Source organism: Variovorax sp. GW823-FHT04B03, from assembly GCF_058796495.1.
In genome coordinates this window covers 51,097-66,747 of sequence record NZ_JBXAIT010000008.1, presented here as the reverse complement: position 1 = coordinate 66,747, position 15,651 = coordinate 51,097, and the positions used below count along the sequence as shown (strand labels likewise).

Sequence of the window (15,651 nt, the reverse complement as noted above, 5' to 3'; positions counted from 1 at the left end):
TCACACCGACGCCATCAGCGCGTCGTCGAAGATCGCCACCGCGCGCGTCCAGCCCGCCGACGCGCCGCGGATCTTGTGCGGGAAGCAGCTGATGAAAAAGCCCGTGGGCGGCAGCACCTCGAGGTTGTGCAGCTTCTCGATGTGGCAGTAGCCGATGTCGCGCCCGGCCTTGTGGCCTTCCCAGATCAGCGAGGCGTCGTGCGTCTCGCCGTATTTCTTCGCGGTGTGCACGAAGGGCGCGTCCCAGCTCCACGCGTCGGTGCCCGTGAGGCGCACGCCGCGCTCCAGCAGGTACATGGTGGCTTCGTAGCCCATGCCCGCGCCGGCCGACACATAGTCGGGGTTGCCGTAGCGCGAGCCGGCGCGCGTGTTGACCACCACGATCTCCAGCGGGCTCAGCGTGTGATTGATGCGCTTCAGCTCCGCTTCGACGTCGGCCGCCGTGACCACGTAGCCGTCGGCGAAGTGGCGAAAGTCGAGCTTCACGCCGGGCTGGAAGCACCATTCGAGCGGCACGTCGTGGATGGCGATGGCGGGCTTCTTCTCACCCAGCGCCTTGTCCATGGTCGAGTGGAAGTGGTACGGCGCATCGAGGTGCGTGCCGTTGTGCGTGGACAGCTGCACCAGCTCTACCGCCCAGCCTTCGCCGTCGGGCAGGTCTTCTTTCTTCAGGCCGGGAAAGAAGGGCTCGATCTGCTCGAAGGTGTGCTCGTGCGTGAAGTACTGGATCTTCGGCGCGAAGGCCGGCGGATCGGACAGCACGTCGTTTTCGAGAAAGATCGACAGGTCGACGAACTTGCGTGGCATGGCGAGGCTCCTTGTGGGGTGTAGGTTTTGAAGGAATCGATCGAATCGGTCAGGGCTGCTGCCAGCGCAGCAGGCGCTTTTCGGCCAAGGCCAGCAGCGCGTTGCTCACGAAGCCGATGAGCCCGAGCAGCACGATGCCGGCGAACAGATCGCTGGCGCGGAAGGCGCGCGCCGCCAGCAGGATGGCCTGGCCCAGGCCGCTTTGCGAGGCGATCATTTCGCCCACCACCGCGACGATCAGCGCGATGGTCAGCGCCAGCCGCATGCCGGCCAGGATGTCGGGCATGGCGTTGGGCAGGCCCATCTTCCAGATGTACGCGGTGCGCGACATCTGCAGGCAGCGCGCCACTTCCGACAGGCGCGGCTCCACGGCCGCGAAGCCGTGCACCGTGGCCAGCAGCACCGGCCACATCGCGCCGAAGGCGACCACGAACAGCACCATGCCGGGGTTCAGCCCGAAGATCGAAATGGCCAGCGGCAGCAGCGCCGAAGCAGGCAACGGGCGGATGAACTCCAGCGTCGGCTGCACCCACGCACGCACGGAGGGCGACACGCCGATGGCCGCGCCCAGCAGCACGCCGAAGAGCGACGCCAGCAGCCAGCCTTCGACCATGCGGCCCACCGTGGCTTGCGTGAAGGCGAGCAGTTCGCCGTTGCCATCGTTGCCCGAAGAGAGGTTGAGTCCTTCGAGCAGGCTCGCGAAGGTGGCCTGCGGCGTCGGCAAAAACACGCGGCTGACCCAGCCCGCGTTGCTCGCCACCCACCACAGAGCGACCAGTGCGAGCAGCACGCCCACCGAGCCCAACCACCCCAGATCGAACCGATCGTTGCGGTGGTTGTTCATGGCTGCACCCCCATGCGTCGCGCGACGAGGGCCTGCAGGCGCACCATGCCCGCGTTGACCGCGAAGCCCACCACGCCGATCCAGCCGAGCCACGCGAGCATCAGCGCGGGGTCGAAGCTCTGCTGCGCGATCATCATCGCGTAGCCCATGCCGTGCGGATTGGCGGCGATCTCGACCGTCACGGCCACCACCAGCGCCACCGCCACACCGAGGCGCAGCGCGACGAACAGGCGAGGCACGATGGCCGGCAGCACGATCTTGAAGGCACGGTCGCGCGCCGACAGCCCGAGCACGCGGCTCACCTCGAGCAGCCGGGGCTCGATCTGCTGCACCGCCGACTGCACCAGCACCAGCAGCGGCCAGAAGGTGGCGAAGGCGACGATGGCCACTTCCATGCGCACGCCGAAACCGAAGCCCAGCATCGCGAGCGGGATCAGCGCGACGGAAGGCACGGGGCGCAGCACTTCGATGGAGACGGCGCCCAGCTGCGCCGCGCGGCGCGACAGCCCGAGCACCAGGCCAAGTGCAATGCCGAGCACCGCACCGAGCAGCAGGCCGAGCGCCGCCGTGCCGAGCGTGAAGCCCGTGGCCTGCCAGAGCGAGCCGTCCATTGCCGCGCCGACGAAGGCCTTGGCCGCCGCGCTCGGCGGAGCGAGCGCATCGCTGCCCAGCGCCGCCGCGCGCCGCGCGTACCACTCGAAGGCACCGACCAGCAGCGCGGGAAACACCCACGGCCGCAGCCAGCGAAGGAGGCGGCCTTCAGTCATGGCCCTGCTCGATGAAGGCGAACAGCTCACGCCGCAACTGCAGGTACTCCGGATGCTCCTTGGTCGTCAGCTGGTCGCGCGGGCGCGGGATCTTCACGTCGATCATCCGCGCGAGGCTCGGGCGCCCCGGCCCGGGGTTGGCCTGCAGCGCGATCACGCGGTCGCCGAGGTAGATGGCTTCTTCGAGGTCGTGCGTGACGAACAGCACCGTGAGCCCGTCGTCGCGCACCAGCCGCGCGAGCTCGTCCTGCAGGCTCTGGCGCGTGAGTGCGTCCAGCGCGCCGAAGGGCTCGTCCATCATCATCAGCTCGGGCTTCTGCGCGAGGCAGCGGGCAATCTGCGCGCGCTGCTGCATGCCGCCCGACAGCTGCACCGGAAACTTGTGCGCGTGTTTCGCAAGCCCGACCTTGCCGAGCACGTCGGCAATGCGCGGAGCGCGCTCGGTCGCGGGCACGCCGGCCGCTTCGAGCGCGAGGCTCACGTTGCCTTCGACCGTGCGCCACGGCAGCAGCGCGCGGCCGTAGTCCTGGAACACGAAGGCCACTTCGCGCGAGGGCGCCGTCATCGGCACGCCCTTGCGCCGCACCTCGCCGGCGCTGGCCGTGACGAGGCCGCTGGCCGCGCGCAGCAGCGTGGTCTTGCCGCAGCCGCTCGGGCCGACGATGCACACGAACTCGCCGCGCGCCACGTCGAACGAGGTGGGCGACAGGATCTCGCGCCCGCCGAGGCGGATGGTGACGCCGTCGAAGCGCAGGAAGGAATCGGCGGCCGCGCTCACTTGGCGATCAGCTTCGCAACGTCGATGTTCGTCTTGAGCATGTCCTGCTCCTTCATGAGCCCGGTCCAGTAGCCCAGCTGCTTGTCGGTGACCACGGGGCCGGGCGGCGAGACCTGCACCTTGGCCAGCACCTCGGGCGGCAGCTTGATGTACTTGCCGATGGCCGTGCGCACCTTCGCGTCGTTCTTCGGCTGCTGGATAAAGGCGCCGGCCTCGACCAGCGCCTCGCGGAAGGCGCGCGCGGTGGCGGGGTTCTTCGCCACCCACTCGCGCTTGGCCGCGTGCACGATGGTCTGGTTGTTCTCGGGCAGGAAGGTCGAGTAGTACGAGGCCACGTAGCCCGCGCCGCTCTCGGTGATGCGGCTCATGAACGGGTCGGCCGACACCACCGCGTCGACCGAGCCGCCGCGCAGCAGGTCGGCATGCTGGGGGAACGCGGCCTCGATGAAGTTGACCTTGCGGTAGTCGACGCCGCTGTCTTTCAGCCACGCGCGGAAGGTCACGTGCAGGAAGGCACCGAGCCCCGGCACGCCGATCTTCTTGCCCACGCAGTCCTGCGCGCTCTTGATGCCCGAGCCCGCGCGTGCCACGAGGCCGAAGCCCGTGATCGTCTTCGAGGTGAGGCCGCCGCCGGCCACCAGCACCAGGTCGAGCCCGCCGTCCACGGCCTGCAAGAACACCGAGGGCGTGGGCCCGCCGATCTGCAGCGAATCGGACTGCAGCGCGGCCGGGATGGTGGAGTTCAGCGGAATGAACTTCAGCTCCACGTCGAGGTTGCGCTTCTTGAAGTAGCCCTCTTCGGCCGCCACGAAGACCGAGGCGAAGTCGGTCACCGCCGTGTAGCCGAACACGATCTTCGGGTGGGCCTGCTGGGCGCGCGAAGGCAACGAGGCGGTGGCCGATACGGCCGCGAGCGCCGACAGCAGGGTGCGTCTTTTCATCATGGCTGGGGTCTCCTGGGGATGGTCTTTTTCGTGCGTGAGGACTTGGCGACGACGGTCTTTGACGCCGCCTTCGGCTTCGGCAGCGCGGCGCGCAGGCCGCCGGCGATGAAGTTCACGAGCATCGGCGCCACGGCCGGGTCGGCGCGTGTGTTCTCGCCGCGCGAGAGTCGTTCGATGCGGCTGTCGGTCAGGTGGTGCAGCAGCGCGCCCAGCGCGAACTGGTAGCCCCATGCGACCTGGCTGCGCGTGGCGTGCGGCAGTGCCACGTGCAGCGCGTCGATGTAGGCCTCGGCCAGCGGATCGAAGTAGCCGCGCAGCACGCGGTCGGCTTCCTCGGTGGCGTGGTACAGCTCGCGCGCCACCAGCAGTGCGTAGTACTCGCCCTCGGTGCTCGCGCGCAGCGCCAGCACGGGCGCGGTGAAGGCCTCGATGATGCGCGGCAGCGTGCGCGCGTCGTCGGGGTCGATGGTCACGGCCGCAAGGCGCGCGAGCCGCTCCTCGATGCTGTGGCTCCAGTGTTCGAAGATCGCGTGGAACAGCTCGTGCTTCGGGCCGAAGTAGTAGCCCACCAGCGCGAGCGGCACGCCGGCCTCTTCGGCGATCTGGCGGATCGTCACGGCGTGGTAGCCGTGCTGTGCAAAGAGCTTCTCGGCCGCCAGCAGGATCGCCTGGCGGCGGTCGGGCCGCGCGGCCTCGGGCGCGACGGTCGAGGCGCGTGATGCAGGCGAGGCGCTGCGTTTTCGGGCCGGCGGTGTGCGAGCGTTCATGGGGGCGTATTGAACGGCTGTACAAAAATGTTGAACACACGTACAAACCCTGAGGTCAACCCTCATTGAGCACGGCCGTTCGCGGCGCTACGCTCGTGGCATGCCCGCTCCCAACATCCCCCAGATCCGCCTTTATCAGAACTGGCTGCGCGACACGCGCGGCCTGGCCTTCGACAGCTACGACGCGCTGTGGCGCTGGTCCGTCACCGACCTCGATGCCTTCTGGCAGAGCATCTGGGACTACGCCGGCCTGCGCTCGCCCACGCCGCACACCGCGGTGCTCGCCGAACGGCGCATGCCCGGCGCGCGCTGGTTTCCCGGTGCGCAGGTCAACTACACGCGCGAGGTGCTGCGCCACGCCGACGCGGCCCATGCGGCCGGCCTGCCCGCCATCGTGAGCGACAACGAACGCGGCGAGGTGCGCGAGCTGTCGTGGCCCGAGCTGCGCCGGCAGGTGGCCTCGGTGGCGCTCACGCTGAAGTCGCTCGGCGTGCGCCGCGGCGACCGCGTGGCCGCCTACATGCCGAACGTGCCCGAGACCATGGTGGCGTTTCTCGCGTGCTCCAGCATCGGCGCGGTGTGGAGCGTGTGCGCGCCCGACATGGGCACGGCCGCCGTTGCCGACCGCTTCCGCCAGATCGAACCCACGCTGCTGATCGCGGTCGACGGCGTGCACTACGGCGGCAAGCCGCTGGATCGCAGCACCGTGCTGCAGGAGCTGCGCGGTCAGCTGCCGAGCGTGCAGAAGCTGCTGCTCGTGCAGTCGCCCTTTGCTGCGAACGCGGTGGCGCACGACGTCGAATGGCAGCAGGCCATCGCGCGCGACGATGCCGAAGTCGCAGCCTTCGAGCCCGAGTGGCTGCCCTTCGACCACCCGATCTGGATCGTCTATTCGAGCGGCACCACCGGCCTGCCCAAGCCCATCGTGCACGGGCAGGGCGGCATCCTGCTCACCATGCACGCCTGCGGCCTGCACAACGACGTGGGCGCGAGCTACGGCGCCAACAACTTCGGCGAGCGCTACCACTGGTACAGCTCCACGGGCTGGGTGATGTGGAACTCGCAGCTCTCGGGCCTGGCCTTCGGCGCCACCATCTGCATCTACGACGGCAACCCGGCGGGCAGCAAGGACAAGCCCGACTGGGGCGTGCTGTGGCGCTTCGTTGCGAAGCACCGCGTCACCTTCTTCGGCGCGGGCGCGGCCTACTTCACCAACTGCATGAAGGCGGGGCTCGTCGCGAAAGACTGCGGCGACCTGTCGCGCGTGCGCGCCCTCGGCAGCACCGGCTCGCCGCTGCCCGACGAGGTGCAGCGCTGGGGCTCGCAGCAGATCCTCGACGCGGGCTCGAAGGCGGTGTGGTGGTGCAACATCTCGGGCGGCACCGACTTCTGCGGCGCCTTCGTCGGCGGCAACCGCGAGCTGCCCGAAGTGCCGGGCCAGATGCAGTGCCGCGAACTCGGCCATGCGGTCGAGGCCTGGAACGAGCAGGGCCAACCGGTCATCGGCGAGGTCGGCGAGCTGGTGTGCACGCAGCCCATTCCGTCGATGCCGCTGTACTTCTGGGGCGACGAAGGCAACGCACGTTATGTGTCGAGCTACTTCGACACCTACCCTGGCGTGTGGCGCCACGGCGACTGGATCAAGGTCGGCAGCGACGGCGGCTGCATCATCTACGGCCGCAGCGACGCCACCATCAACCGCCAGGGCCTGCGCATGGGCACGAGCGAAATCTACAGCGCGGTCGAAGGCCTGCCCGAGGTGCTCGACTCGATGGTGGTCGACCTCGAATACCTGGGCCGCGACAGCTACATGCCGCTGTTCGTGGTGCTGCGCCCCGGCGTGGCGCTCGACGAGGCCATGCGCACGCGCATCAACAACGCGATCAAGACCTCGCTGTCGCCGCGCTTCGTGCCCAACGACATCTTCCAGGTGGCCGAGATTCCGCGCACGCTGTCGGGCAAGAAGCAGGAGCTGCCGATCAAGAAGTTGCTGCTGGGCCAGCCCATCGAGAAGGTCGTGAACCGCGAGGCGATGGCAAACCCCGGCAGCCTGGACTGGTATGTGGCTTTCGCTGCGCAGCGGGCCTCCGCATAATGGGGCGATGAAAAGACGCACCAGCCTCCTCATGCTCTCCGCCGTTGCCGGCGCCTCCGTCCTGAGCGCCTGCGCGGGCGGCTCGCCGGGCACGCCGGCCCAACCCGCCGCCGCACCGCTGCGGGTGACGGGCACCGTGGCCTACCGCGAGCGCATCGCACTCGACCCCGCGGCCGAAGTGCGCGTGCAACTGCTCGACGTGTCGCGCATGGACGCGCCCTCGGTCGTGCTCGCCGAGCAGCGCATTCCCGCCAACGGCAAGCAGCCGCCCTTCGCCTTCGAGCTCAGCGTCGATGCCGCGCGCATCGACCCGCGCATGCGCTACGCCGTGGCGGCACGCATCACGCGCGGCGAGCAGCTGCTGTTCATCAACGACACGCAGTATTCGGTGCTCACGCAGGGCAACGGCACCACCGCCAACCTGATGCTGGTGCGCGTGGCCACGCCACCGCCGCCGCCGCGTCCCTCGCGCTGATCGACCGACCCGCGCGACAGGCTCGCGCGGATCAGATCAGGTCAGCAATTCGTGGAGCACCATGCGCGTCTGCCGGCCGCGCAGCTCCACCAGCTCTTCGATGCGCCGCGTGGCCAGCCGGCCGTTCAGGGCCGCGTAGGTGACTTCCGAGATCAGCATGCGCGTGCCCAGCTGGCGGTTCGCGCCTTCGATGCGGCTGGCCACGTTCACCACGTCGCCGAACGCCGTGTACGACAGCCGGTCGTTCGAGCCCAGCACCCCCGCCACCACCACGCCCGTGTGAATGCCGATGTGCGTGCGGAACTCGGGCAGGCCCTGTTCGGCCCACTGCCGGTTGAGCTGGTGCATCTCGACGTGCAGCTCGAGCGCGGCGCAGCAGGCCTTGTACTCGGCGTCTTCCAGGTCGGCCGGCGCGCCCCACAGCACCATGATGCCGTCGCCGATGAACTTGTCGATCACGCCGCCGTGGCGCGCGAACACCGCGGCCGCGAGGTTGAAGTACTCGGTCAGCTGGCGCACCAGCACATCGGCCGCGATCGATTCGGAGATCGACGTGAAGCCTTCCACATCGGTGAACATCACCGTCACCTGGCGCGGCGAGCCGTTGGGTGCGAGCGCGTGGCCCTGTGCCACCAGCTGGTTGATCACGTCCACCGGCACGAACTTGCTGAAGGCCTTGAGGCTGCGCGCCGAGTCGTCGAGCGCCTGGTCCAGGTGCTGGATCTCGAGCACGCGGCTGGGCTCGCGCGGCAGGTTGTCGAGCTCGAGGCGGCCGATGCGGTGCGCGATGCGCGACAGGTTCTCGACCGGTGCCGTCACCAGCTTCGACAGCTTGAGCGACATGTACAGCGCCAGCCCCAGGAACACCAGCGCCAGCAGCAGCGACCACGCCACCGCGCGGCGCAGGCCACCCAGCAGCACGTCTTCGGGCACCCAGCTGACCAGCTGCCAGCCGGTGGCGGGAATGCGCGAGGCCTGCACCAGGTAGCGCCGGCCTTCGTGGCTGAAAGCGAAGGCCTTGTCGCTGCCGCTGCCGGCGATGCCGTCGGCCACCATCTGTGCGTTCAGTGCGCCGAGCGCGCCCGTGGGCGCTTCCAGCGTGTGCAGCACGCCCGGCATGTCGCTGCGCGCGAGCACCTTGTGGTCGGCACTCAGCAGCGCGCTGTTGCCGTTGCCGTTGCGGCTGAACAGGCGCACGAACTCCGACAGCCGGCCCAGCGACACGTCGCCCGCCACCACCATCGCCTGCGGGCTGCCCTCGGCCTGGCGGCGCTGGCTGGGCAGCGCGTAGGTCACGCCCAGCTCCTGCGCGGCGGCGAACACATAGGGGACGGTCCAGACCGGCCCCTGCGTCTTGCGCGCCTGCACGAACCAGCTGCGCTGCGTCGGGTTGTAGTTGCTGCGGTAGGCCTCCACGCGCTGCGTGGCAAAGCGCTGCTGCACGTCGGCCTCGGAGCCCAGCGGCAGCTTGTACTGCCAGGTCTCGGTGGTGAAGCCGTCGCCGCGCGCGATGTGCCGGATCGCCGGCACGGGGTAGCGCAGCGCCATCAGCATCTTGCCCTCGACGTTCGCCACGTAGACGCTGTCGAGTTCGGGCGACTGCTGCAGCAGCGTCCACAGGAGCTCGGCCGTGCGGTCCACGTTCTCGCCCGCGGGCGTGAGGCTGGGCGAGCTGCCGATCGCGCCGACCGCCGACTCGGCCTTGGCCAGGAAGGCCAGCACCTTGTCTTCAGTGCGGTCGTGGTTCGACTTGTGCGCCGAGGTGCCGATCGTCGTCACCAGCCGCTGCGAGCCCCAGTAGCCCAGCGTGACCAGCAGCAGCGACTGCGCGAGCGCCACGGCACTGACGATGGAGCCGACATCGACCCGGAAGCGACGCGGGCGTCTGGGCGGGGGACTCTCGGCGGTGGAAGGGGACGGGGATGGTGGCACCGGCGTGGTGACGTGCGCGAAAGACGGGCGACCCGTCCCATCCGGAGGCCCGGACGATTCCTTGTACATACAGCTCCCTGACGACAACTCGGAACGGACCCCGGCTCCTCCTCACGAGGTCGTGGTCCGGCGTCCGGAGGGGGTTGCGGGGCCGATCGTGTGCGCCGGCCATCCTGGCAATCCCCCGGATGCGCGCGGGATTTTCGCCTGTATTTGGTACATGTGTGCAACTTTGCACGCTTGGTGCGATGTTGCTGCGCCCGAGGGCTTGATTGCGAACGGACGTTCGTTCTATTCAGCGCGCGTCATGAAAGATCAGGCCCAGCGTGTGGCGCTGTCCGCTGCGCACGCGGCTCACGCCGTGGCGCATCGTCACGCGGTAGCTGCCGCGCGTGCCCGCCACCGGCCGCTGGTTCACCGCGAAGACCACGGCCTCGCCTTGCGCGAGCGACACCACCTCGGCGCGCGACTGCATGCGCGGGCGCTGCTCGGTCAGCACGAACTCGCCGCCCGTGAAGTCTTCGCCGGGCCGGCTCAGCAGCACCGTGAGTTGCAGCGGAAACTGCAGGTCGCCGTACAGGTCCTGGTGCAGGCAGTTGTAGTCGCCTTCGCCGTAACGCAGCAGCAGCGGGGTGGGGCGCAACTGGCCCGCCGCATGGCAACGCGCGAGGTAGGCCGCGTGGTCCGGCGGGTAGTCGGCCGGCTGGCCCATGGCCGCGGCCCAGGCATTGGCCAGCGGCGCGAGGCGTTCGTACAGCGCGCTGCGAAACGCCACGAGTTTGGAAGGCAGCGGGTTCGCGAAGTACTGGTACTCGCCCTGGCCGAAGCCGTGGCGCTGCATGACCACGCGGCTGCGAAAGCGCGAGCCTTCGTCGTACATGGCCGTGAGCGCGGCGCATTCCGCGGGCGTGAACAACGCCCCGGTGACGGCGCAGCCGCGGGCGGCGAGGTCGGCATCGATGCGGGGCCAGTCGAGGGCGTGGATGCGGGCGGCGACGGAAGAACTCATGCGGGCAGTGTCGCGCGGCGGCGGGATGCGGGCTCGCCGTTTTCGGACGCGGGTTTCGGTGGGGCAGGGCCCGGCTTGAGCGATCATCCCGAAGACCCAGCCTGAAAGCATTCACATTCAATGAGCACCCAGAACCACACCCCCCAAGACACCGCCAACGACTGGCAACTCCCCTGGACTGGCGGCTGCCGCTGCGGCCAGGTGCGCCTGCGGATCACCGCGCCGCCGCTGCTGGCCATGGCCTGCCACTGCACCGGCTGCCAGCGCATGAGCGCCAGTGCGTTCTCGCTGTCGTTGGCCATCCCCACGCCGGGCTTCGAAGTGGTGTCGGGCGAGCCCGTCATCGGCGGCCTGCACGGCGACGAGTCGCACCACTTCTTCTGCCCGCACTGCATGAGCTGGATGTTCACGCGCACCGAGGGCATGGACTATTTCGTCAACCTGCGCGCCACCATGCTCGACCGGCACGAATGGGTCGCGCCCTTTGCGGAAACCTGGACCGACGAGAAATTGCCGTGGGCCACGACGCCCGCGAAGCACAGCTTCGGCACCTTGCCTGCGATGGACGCCTTTCCGGCGATGATCGAAGCCTATGCGCGGGAAGGCGCCCGGCCTGCGAAGGGCTGATCACGCCGCGCTGGCCAGTTGCCGTCCCGCGCTTTTCAGAGCGGCGCGATCGGAATGCAGATGTCGCATTCGAACGCGCTCGTCTTCTCGTCGAATGCCATGTCGGGCGCGTAGTACTCGAACGCGGGCCGGCTGTCGAACTGGAAGCCGCTCGCGGGCAGCCAGTCGCGCATGAGGCGCGTCCATGCGTCGTTGATCTCCTCGGGCAGGCCCTGGAACCGCAGCGCGGCATAGCGTCCGCCCGGCAGCACCGTCTTCTGGAAGCCGCCATCGGGCACGAAGTCGTCGGGCACTTCCACGCAGGCGTCGTAGCGCGAGTGCTCGGGCGCGGTGATGCTCGGGTCGTCGTGGCTGATGCCGTAGCGCGCACGCGACCACAGGTGGTGCGCGCCGATCCAGGGCGCGGCCTTCTCGGCCCAGAACGCGCCCACCGGCGCGCCGAACGGGCCGGTGTAGCGCAGGTAGGCGATGGTGACGGGAGAGCGGGTGATCAGCTGGACATTCACGGGTGGCTCCTGATGATGCGCGGCGTTGCGCGATGGAGATCCATTCTTCGCGAAGCCATGCAGGGCGATCTGATCAGGATTGCTCTTGCGTGCGGGATCGTCGCAGGGCAGCGCCCAGTCGTGCGATGCACGCCACGCGCTGGGCGCGCTGCCGAAACGCGCGCGGAACGCGCGGGTGAACGCCTCGCCCGAACCGAAGCCCACCGACACCGCTGCCTCGAGCACCGACAGGCGCGGCTGTGTCGCGAGCCGCAGCGCACCCACTTCCACGCGGCGGCGCCGGATGTAGTCGCCCAGCGTCTCGCCGGCCCAGGCTGCGAAGAGGCGATGGAAGTGGTACGCCGAGAAATGCGCCACGTCGGCCAGCACCGCGAGATCGAGCGCCTCGTCCAGGTGGTCGTCGATGTGCGTCAGCACCTTGTGCATGCGCCATTCGTACTCGGAGCGGCTGTCGCGCGGCATGGCGCGCATTCTCAACCTTGGCGGGCCTGCGCGAGCAACCAGTCGCTGAAGAACTCAAGCAATGGCCGCTGGTCTGCCCGCGCCGGTGGGTAGTCCTGGTGCGCGCGTTCAAACATCCAGAGGCTTTCGACCCAGCAGGCGGGCCAATGCGGCCAGCAACTGACGTTCGTTGTCCTCGAGCGCGGATGGATCGGCGTGGCGCCAGTTGCGCTCGTAGGTGCCCCAAGCCTCTTCGGGGGTGAGTTCTGCGTCCGCTGGCAATTGCCAGGCCAGGCGACGCAGCTGCGCGAAGTCGCCCACCCGGACGGTCTTCGTCGGCGTGCGCGAAGACGCCGGCGTCACCATCTCCTTGGCGGCGCCTTCGACCGGCGCCGTCACTTCGACATCGAGACCCAATGCCGCCAGCGCATTCATGTAGGCCCCCATCGTGACGGAGGCCTCTCCGCGTTCGATGCGGTGCAGCGTCATGCGCGACATGCCTGCCGCCTCGGCGGCCGTGGTGGCGCTGATCCTGAGCGACTTCCGCCGGGCATAGATGTGCCGGCCGAACGCTTCAAGGCGTTGGTTGGCTCCTTCGAGAGTCGGAGGTGCGGTGGATGGCATATGTGTATCTCATATGAGGCAAATTCAAGAAAGTGTCTAGCATGAAGTGCATTGCGGCAACCTCAACCTCCGCGCACCTGCTCCAGCAATCAGCCGGTGGAGAACTTCAGTAGCTCATCGGCGCACTCAGGCTTTATTAGGGATTAGTTGCACTTGCTTGAGGAGATCAGGGCACGCCGCCACGAGTTCGCCATGCGCCATGTCCACGCCGCGCGTCTCGCATACGTGCACGGGGCTTCGGTCTTCCTCAAAGCGTTATCTTCTCCACTCATATTGTTTGAGGAGGAGAGCAAATGCCAGGATCAGTTTTTCTTCATGGTGTTGCACTTGCAAACTATCGAGGGATAGGTTCCGACGTGGTTCGCGTTGGGAGTTTTCAACGGTTTAATTTTTTTATAGGCCCCAACAACTCCGGCAAGTCAACAGTATTGAATTTCATCGCCAAACACCTAGATTCGCACGTTGCCTCTCCACCGAGAGGCTCGAGAGGTACACCCGTTGAGTTAGGCGCGTTGGATAAAAATACGAAAACTAATGGCGCTGTATTGATGGGCATTGGTGTTCCAATATCACGAGTGCTTGAAGGTTTTGCGCCACTATTTGAAAGCGACCCTCAAAACCAAAAAGCCATCTATATGAAGGCCATTGAACAGATATTTGAATTTATCCAAGATGGCGATTTTTTGTGGTTCCAGCGCAGATCAGATGGAACAAAATTTCTAGCGCCAATCCCACTAAACCGCTGGCCACCCGCAGAGAGGATGGTGGACGCTGAAGGGAGTCGTATCCAGGCATTGTGGAAAAAATTGACGGGAAATACTGGAGGCGGGCCATCTTATTGGGTCGGCCAAACCGTCGAACGGCTGCTGAATGGGATTGACGTTTCTCTACCCTCGATTGCCCTGATTCCTGCAATCCGTCAGATTTCTGAGAGAGGCCAAGAGTTTTCAGACTGGTCTGGAAAAGGCCTGATCGAAGAACTAGCGAAGCACCAAAATCCAGACTATTCGGAGCGCTTGAAGATCGCAAAGTTCGAGGCTGTGAATGACTTTGTGAGAGTGGTGACCGACAACCCTTCAGCCAGAATCGAAATCCCTTATGACCGGCAACACATACTGGTTCACATGGATGACAAAGTCCTGCCGCTTCACTCGTTGGGAACGGGCATTCATGAGGTCATCATGTTGGCTGCGTTTTGTACGTTGCTCGAGCAGCAGATCGTGTGCATTGAAGAGCCGGAAATTCATTTGCACCCGCTGCTTCAGCGGCGTCTGATGCAATACCTCGCGGATCACACATCTAACCAATATTTCGTTGCTACGCATTCGGCGAGCATCATTGACGCCACCGAAGCGGCTGTGTTTCATGTGTCGAACAAAGCAGCGACCACGAATATCGTGCCTGCGTTGACATCCGCCGCGAGATTTCAAGCTTGCCGGGATCTCGGTTACCGAGCTTCAGACATCTTGCAAACCAATTCCATCATTTGGGTGGAGGGGCCATCAGATCGTATCTACTTGAATCATTGGATCGCTGCGATCGATGAATCGCTGCGCGAAGGAACTGACTATTCTGTGATGTTCTACGGAGGGCGCTTGCTAAGTCATTTGACTGCAACTGATGGCAGCGATCCTCTTGACGAGGATAAAGATGTTGAGGCGCTCATCGAGGTACGTCAGCTCAATCGAAATCTATGTGTGGTCATCGATAGTGATCGGGCGAGCAGCGGCGCCTCGATCAATTCCACCAAGCAACGAGTAATCGCGGAACTGGCGCAGCACGGTGGTATTGGATGGGTAACTGATGGCCGTGAAATTGAAAACTACATAGAAAAAGAACAAATGACGGTAGCCCTGAGAGAGGTGTATCCATCAAGATTTCAACGCCGACTTCGCAGCGGCCAATACGAGCACGTCCTGCCGTTTGTAAGGGCTGACGGGACCACCCTTAAGGAAGTGGACAAAGTGGCTGTCGCTCGAGCGGTTTGCAGACAGCCAGCCAATCTAGCGGTTCTTGACCTTAGAACGAGGGTCGAAGAGGTAGTAACGATGATTCGGAACTCGCGCGAATGAACAGCACGACGATCTATCCGTTCAGAGCGCTCTTTCAGCTCTCGCGCGCCTGCGCGAGCAACCAGTCACTGAACAGCTTCAACAACGGCCGCTGATCCGCCCGCTCCGGCGTCACCAGGTAATAGCTGCGCTCCGCCGACAGCGCCCGCGGGCAGGCCACCACAAGCTCGCCGCGCGCCAGCTCGTCGGCCACCAGCATGGTCGGCATCAGCGCCACGCCCAGGCCGTGCGAGGCCGCCGCGGCGAGGATCGAGAACAGCTCGTAGCGCGGGCCGCCGCGGGCGGTGGGCGCGTCGACCTGCTGCGCGTCGAACCACTGGCGCCAGCCGTCAGGGCGGGTGCTCTGCTGCAGCAGCGGCATCTGTGCGATGGCTTCGGGCGACACGGCCTTGCCGTGAGGCAGCAATGAAGGGCTGCACACGGGCACCACGTCTTCATGCATGAGCAGCAGCGCGCGCGTGCCGGCCCAGTTCTCGACCTGCGCGGGCGTGCCGGCGTACAGCGCGGCGTCGAATTCCGCGTCGGCGAAGAGGAAGGGGCGGGTGCGCGTCTCGATGTGCACCACCACGTCGGGCTGCAGCGCCGCAAAACCGCGCAGGCGCGGCACCAGCCAGCGCGTGGCGAAGGTGGGCACCGCGGCCAGCGACAGCGACCCGCCTTCGCCCTGGTGCGCCATGGCGTCGAGCGTGTCGCGCTCCATGGCCTCCAGGCGGCGGGCGATCTGGCGCGCGTAGGCGGCGCCGCTGGCCGTGAGCGCCACGCCGTGCCGTGTGCGGCGAAACAGCGCCACGCCCAGGAAGGCCTCGAGCGCCCCGACCTGGCGCGACACCGCGCTCTGCGTGAGCGCCAGTTCCTGCGCGGCGCGCGTGTAGCTCTCGTGGCGCGCGGCGGCGTCGAAGCACACGAGGGTTTGCAGGGGCGGGATCTTGCGGCGCATGTATGCCGAGAGTGTATGACTGGCGT

15 protein-coding genes are annotated in these 15,651 nt (G+C 66.7%); 4 read left to right on the top strand and 11 right to left on the bottom strand.

Annotation, left to right across the window (positions count from 1 at the left end):
- The 6 genes from AC1RAD_RS29310 to AC1RAD_RS29285 are packed head-to-tail and all read right to left on the bottom strand — an operon-like array spanning position 1 to position 4,907.
- Positions 1-807 carry a cyclase family protein gene (locus AC1RAD_RS29310; protein ID WP_095743084.1) on the bottom strand — a complete coding sequence of 269 codons (807 nt, stop codon included), beginning with the start codon at positions 805-807 and terminating at the stop codon, positions 1-3.
- A 49-nt stretch (positions 808-856) separates the two neighbouring features.
- Entirely contained in the window at positions 857-1,651 is a 795-nt protein-coding gene (locus tag AC1RAD_RS29305) for an ABC transporter permease (protein ID WP_492738630.1), read from the bottom strand.
- Positions 1,648-2,418 (bottom strand): ABC transporter permease, encoded by a 771-nt coding sequence (locus AC1RAD_RS29300; protein ID WP_492738628.1) that lies wholly within the window; start codon positions 2,416-2,418, stop codon positions 1,648-1,650. The genes AC1RAD_RS29305 and AC1RAD_RS29300 overlap by 4 nt, the downstream gene beginning before the upstream one ends.
- Complete coding sequence (locus AC1RAD_RS29295) at positions 2,411-3,196, bottom strand: ABC transporter ATP-binding protein (protein WP_070061385.1); 786 nt, start codon at positions 3,194-3,196, stop codon at positions 2,411-2,413. Before AC1RAD_RS29295 ends, AC1RAD_RS29300 begins: the two co-directional genes overlap by 8 nt.
- A complete protein-coding gene (locus AC1RAD_RS29290) occupies positions 3,193-4,140 on the bottom strand; it encodes an ABC transporter substrate-binding protein (protein ID WP_492738627.1) in 948 nt (315 codons plus the stop codon). Before AC1RAD_RS29290 ends, AC1RAD_RS29295 begins: the two co-directional genes overlap by 4 nt.
- The gene (locus AC1RAD_RS29285) at positions 4,137-4,907 is read right to left on the bottom strand and encodes a TetR/AcrR family transcriptional regulator (protein WP_492738625.1); all 771 of its coding nucleotides are present in this window, start codon (positions 4,905-4,907) and stop codon (positions 4,137-4,139) included. Before AC1RAD_RS29285 ends, AC1RAD_RS29290 begins: the two co-directional genes overlap by 4 nt.
- A 100-nt stretch (positions 4,908-5,007) precedes the next feature.
- Here AC1RAD_RS29285 and AC1RAD_RS29280 point away from each other — a divergent pair, with 100 nt between their 5' ends.
- On the top strand, positions 5,008-7,002 hold the full coding sequence (locus AC1RAD_RS29280; protein WP_492738624.1) for an acetoacetate--CoA ligase: 1,995 nt from the start codon (positions 5,008-5,010) through the stop codon (positions 7,000-7,002).
- A 7-nt stretch (positions 7,003-7,009) separates the two neighbouring features.
- On the top strand, positions 7,010-7,477 hold the full coding sequence (locus AC1RAD_RS29275) for a YbaY family lipoprotein (RefSeq protein WP_070061382.1): 468 nt from the start codon (positions 7,010-7,012) through the stop codon (positions 7,475-7,477).
- Positions 7,478-7,513: 36 nt separating this feature from the next.
- On the opposite strand, the gene AC1RAD_RS29270 is transcribed toward AC1RAD_RS29275, so the two are convergent.
- Both AC1RAD_RS29270 and AC1RAD_RS29265 read right to left on the bottom strand, forming a co-directional pair.
- Positions 7,514-9,478: an adenylate/guanylate cyclase domain-containing protein gene (locus tag AC1RAD_RS29270; protein WP_492738623.1), complete on the bottom strand. Its 1,965-nt coding sequence runs from the start codon at positions 9,476-9,478 to the stop codon at positions 7,514-7,516.
- Positions 9,479-9,704: 226 nt separating this feature from the next.
- Positions 9,705-10,418 carry a 2OG-Fe(II) oxygenase gene (locus tag AC1RAD_RS29265; protein ID WP_492738622.1) on the bottom strand — a complete coding sequence of 238 codons (714 nt, stop codon included), beginning with the start codon at positions 10,416-10,418 and terminating at the stop codon, positions 9,705-9,707.
- Between the two features lie 120 nt (positions 10,419-10,538).
- On the opposite strand from AC1RAD_RS29265, the gene AC1RAD_RS29260 reads away from it, so the two are divergent.
- On the top strand, positions 10,539-11,045 hold the full coding sequence (locus AC1RAD_RS29260; RefSeq protein ID WP_492738621.1) for a GFA family protein: 507 nt from the start codon (positions 10,539-10,541) through the stop codon (positions 11,043-11,045).
- 35 nt (positions 11,046-11,080) lie between these two features.
- Here the strand turns inward: AC1RAD_RS29260 and AC1RAD_RS29255 are convergent, their stop codons facing one another.
- Both AC1RAD_RS29255 and AC1RAD_RS29250 read right to left on the bottom strand, forming a co-directional pair.
- A complete protein-coding gene (locus AC1RAD_RS29255; RefSeq protein WP_492738620.1) occupies positions 11,081-12,013 on the bottom strand; it encodes an AraC family transcriptional regulator in 933 nt (310 codons plus the stop codon).
- Between the two features lie 108 nt (positions 12,014-12,121).
- Positions 12,122-12,616 carry a helix-turn-helix domain-containing protein gene (locus AC1RAD_RS29250; RefSeq protein ID WP_492738618.1) on the bottom strand — a complete coding sequence of 165 codons (495 nt, stop codon included), beginning with the start codon at positions 12,614-12,616 and terminating at the stop codon, positions 12,122-12,124.
- A 293-nt stretch (positions 12,617-12,909) separates the two neighbouring features.
- Here AC1RAD_RS29250 and AC1RAD_RS29245 point away from each other — a divergent pair, with 293 nt between their 5' ends.
- Complete coding sequence (locus tag AC1RAD_RS29245) at positions 12,910-14,688, top strand: AAA family ATPase (RefSeq protein WP_492738617.1); 1,779 nt, start codon at positions 12,910-12,912, stop codon at positions 14,686-14,688.
- Between the two features lie 34 nt (positions 14,689-14,722).
- On the opposite strand, the gene AC1RAD_RS29240 is transcribed toward AC1RAD_RS29245, so the two are convergent.
- On the bottom strand, positions 14,723-15,625 hold the full coding sequence (locus AC1RAD_RS29240; RefSeq protein ID WP_492738616.1) for a LysR substrate-binding domain-containing protein: 903 nt from the start codon (positions 15,623-15,625) through the stop codon (positions 14,723-14,725).
- Positions 15,626-15,651: the final 26 nt, after the last annotated feature.

Coding starts and splice junctions, on each gene's coding strand:
- AC1RAD_RS29275 (WP_070061382.1), top strand. CDS start 7,010: ATGAAAAGACGCACCAGCCTCCTCATGCTCTCCGCCGTTGCCGGCGCC.
- AC1RAD_RS29240 (WP_492738616.1), bottom strand. CDS start 15,625: ATGCGCCGCAAGATCCCGCCCCTGCAAACCCTCGTGTGCTTCGACGCC.
- AC1RAD_RS29310 (WP_095743084.1), bottom strand. CDS start 807: ATGCCACGCAAGTTCGTCGACCTGTCGATCTTTCTCGAAAACGACGTG.
- AC1RAD_RS29305 (WP_492738630.1), bottom strand. CDS start 1,651: ATGAACAACCACCGCAACGATCGGTTCGATCTGGGGTGGTTGGGCTCG.
- AC1RAD_RS29290 (WP_492738627.1), bottom strand. CDS start 4,140: ATGATGAAAAGACGCACCCTGCTGTCGGCGCTCGCGGCCGTATCGGCC.
- AC1RAD_RS29255 (WP_492738620.1), bottom strand. CDS start 12,013: ATGCCGCGCGACAGCCGCTCCGAGTACGAATGGCGCATGCACAAGGTG.
- AC1RAD_RS29285 (WP_492738625.1), bottom strand. CDS start 4,907: ATGAACGCTCGCACACCGCCGGCCCGAAAACGCAGCGCCTCGCCTGCA.
- AC1RAD_RS29280 (WP_492738624.1), top strand. CDS start 5,008: ATGCCCGCTCCCAACATCCCCCAGATCCGCCTTTATCAGAACTGGCTG.
- AC1RAD_RS29270 (WP_492738623.1), bottom strand. CDS start 9,478: ATGTACAAGGAATCGTCCGGGCCTCCGGATGGGACGGGTCGCCCGTCT.
- AC1RAD_RS29245 (WP_492738617.1), top strand. CDS start 12,910: ATGCCAGGATCAGTTTTTCTTCATGGTGTTGCACTTGCAAACTATCGA.
- AC1RAD_RS29260 (WP_492738621.1), top strand. CDS start 10,539: ATGAGCACCCAGAACCACACCCCCCAAGACACCGCCAACGACTGGCAA.
- AC1RAD_RS29250 (WP_492738618.1), bottom strand. CDS start 12,616: ATGCCATCCACCGCACCTCCGACTCTCGAAGGAGCCAACCAACGCCTT.
- AC1RAD_RS29265 (WP_492738622.1), bottom strand. CDS start 10,418: ATGAGTTCTTCCGTCGCCGCCCGCATCCACGCCCTCGACTGGCCCCGC.
- AC1RAD_RS29300 (WP_492738628.1), bottom strand. CDS start 2,418: ATGACTGAAGGCCGCCTCCTTCGCTGGCTGCGGCCGTGGGTGTTTCCC.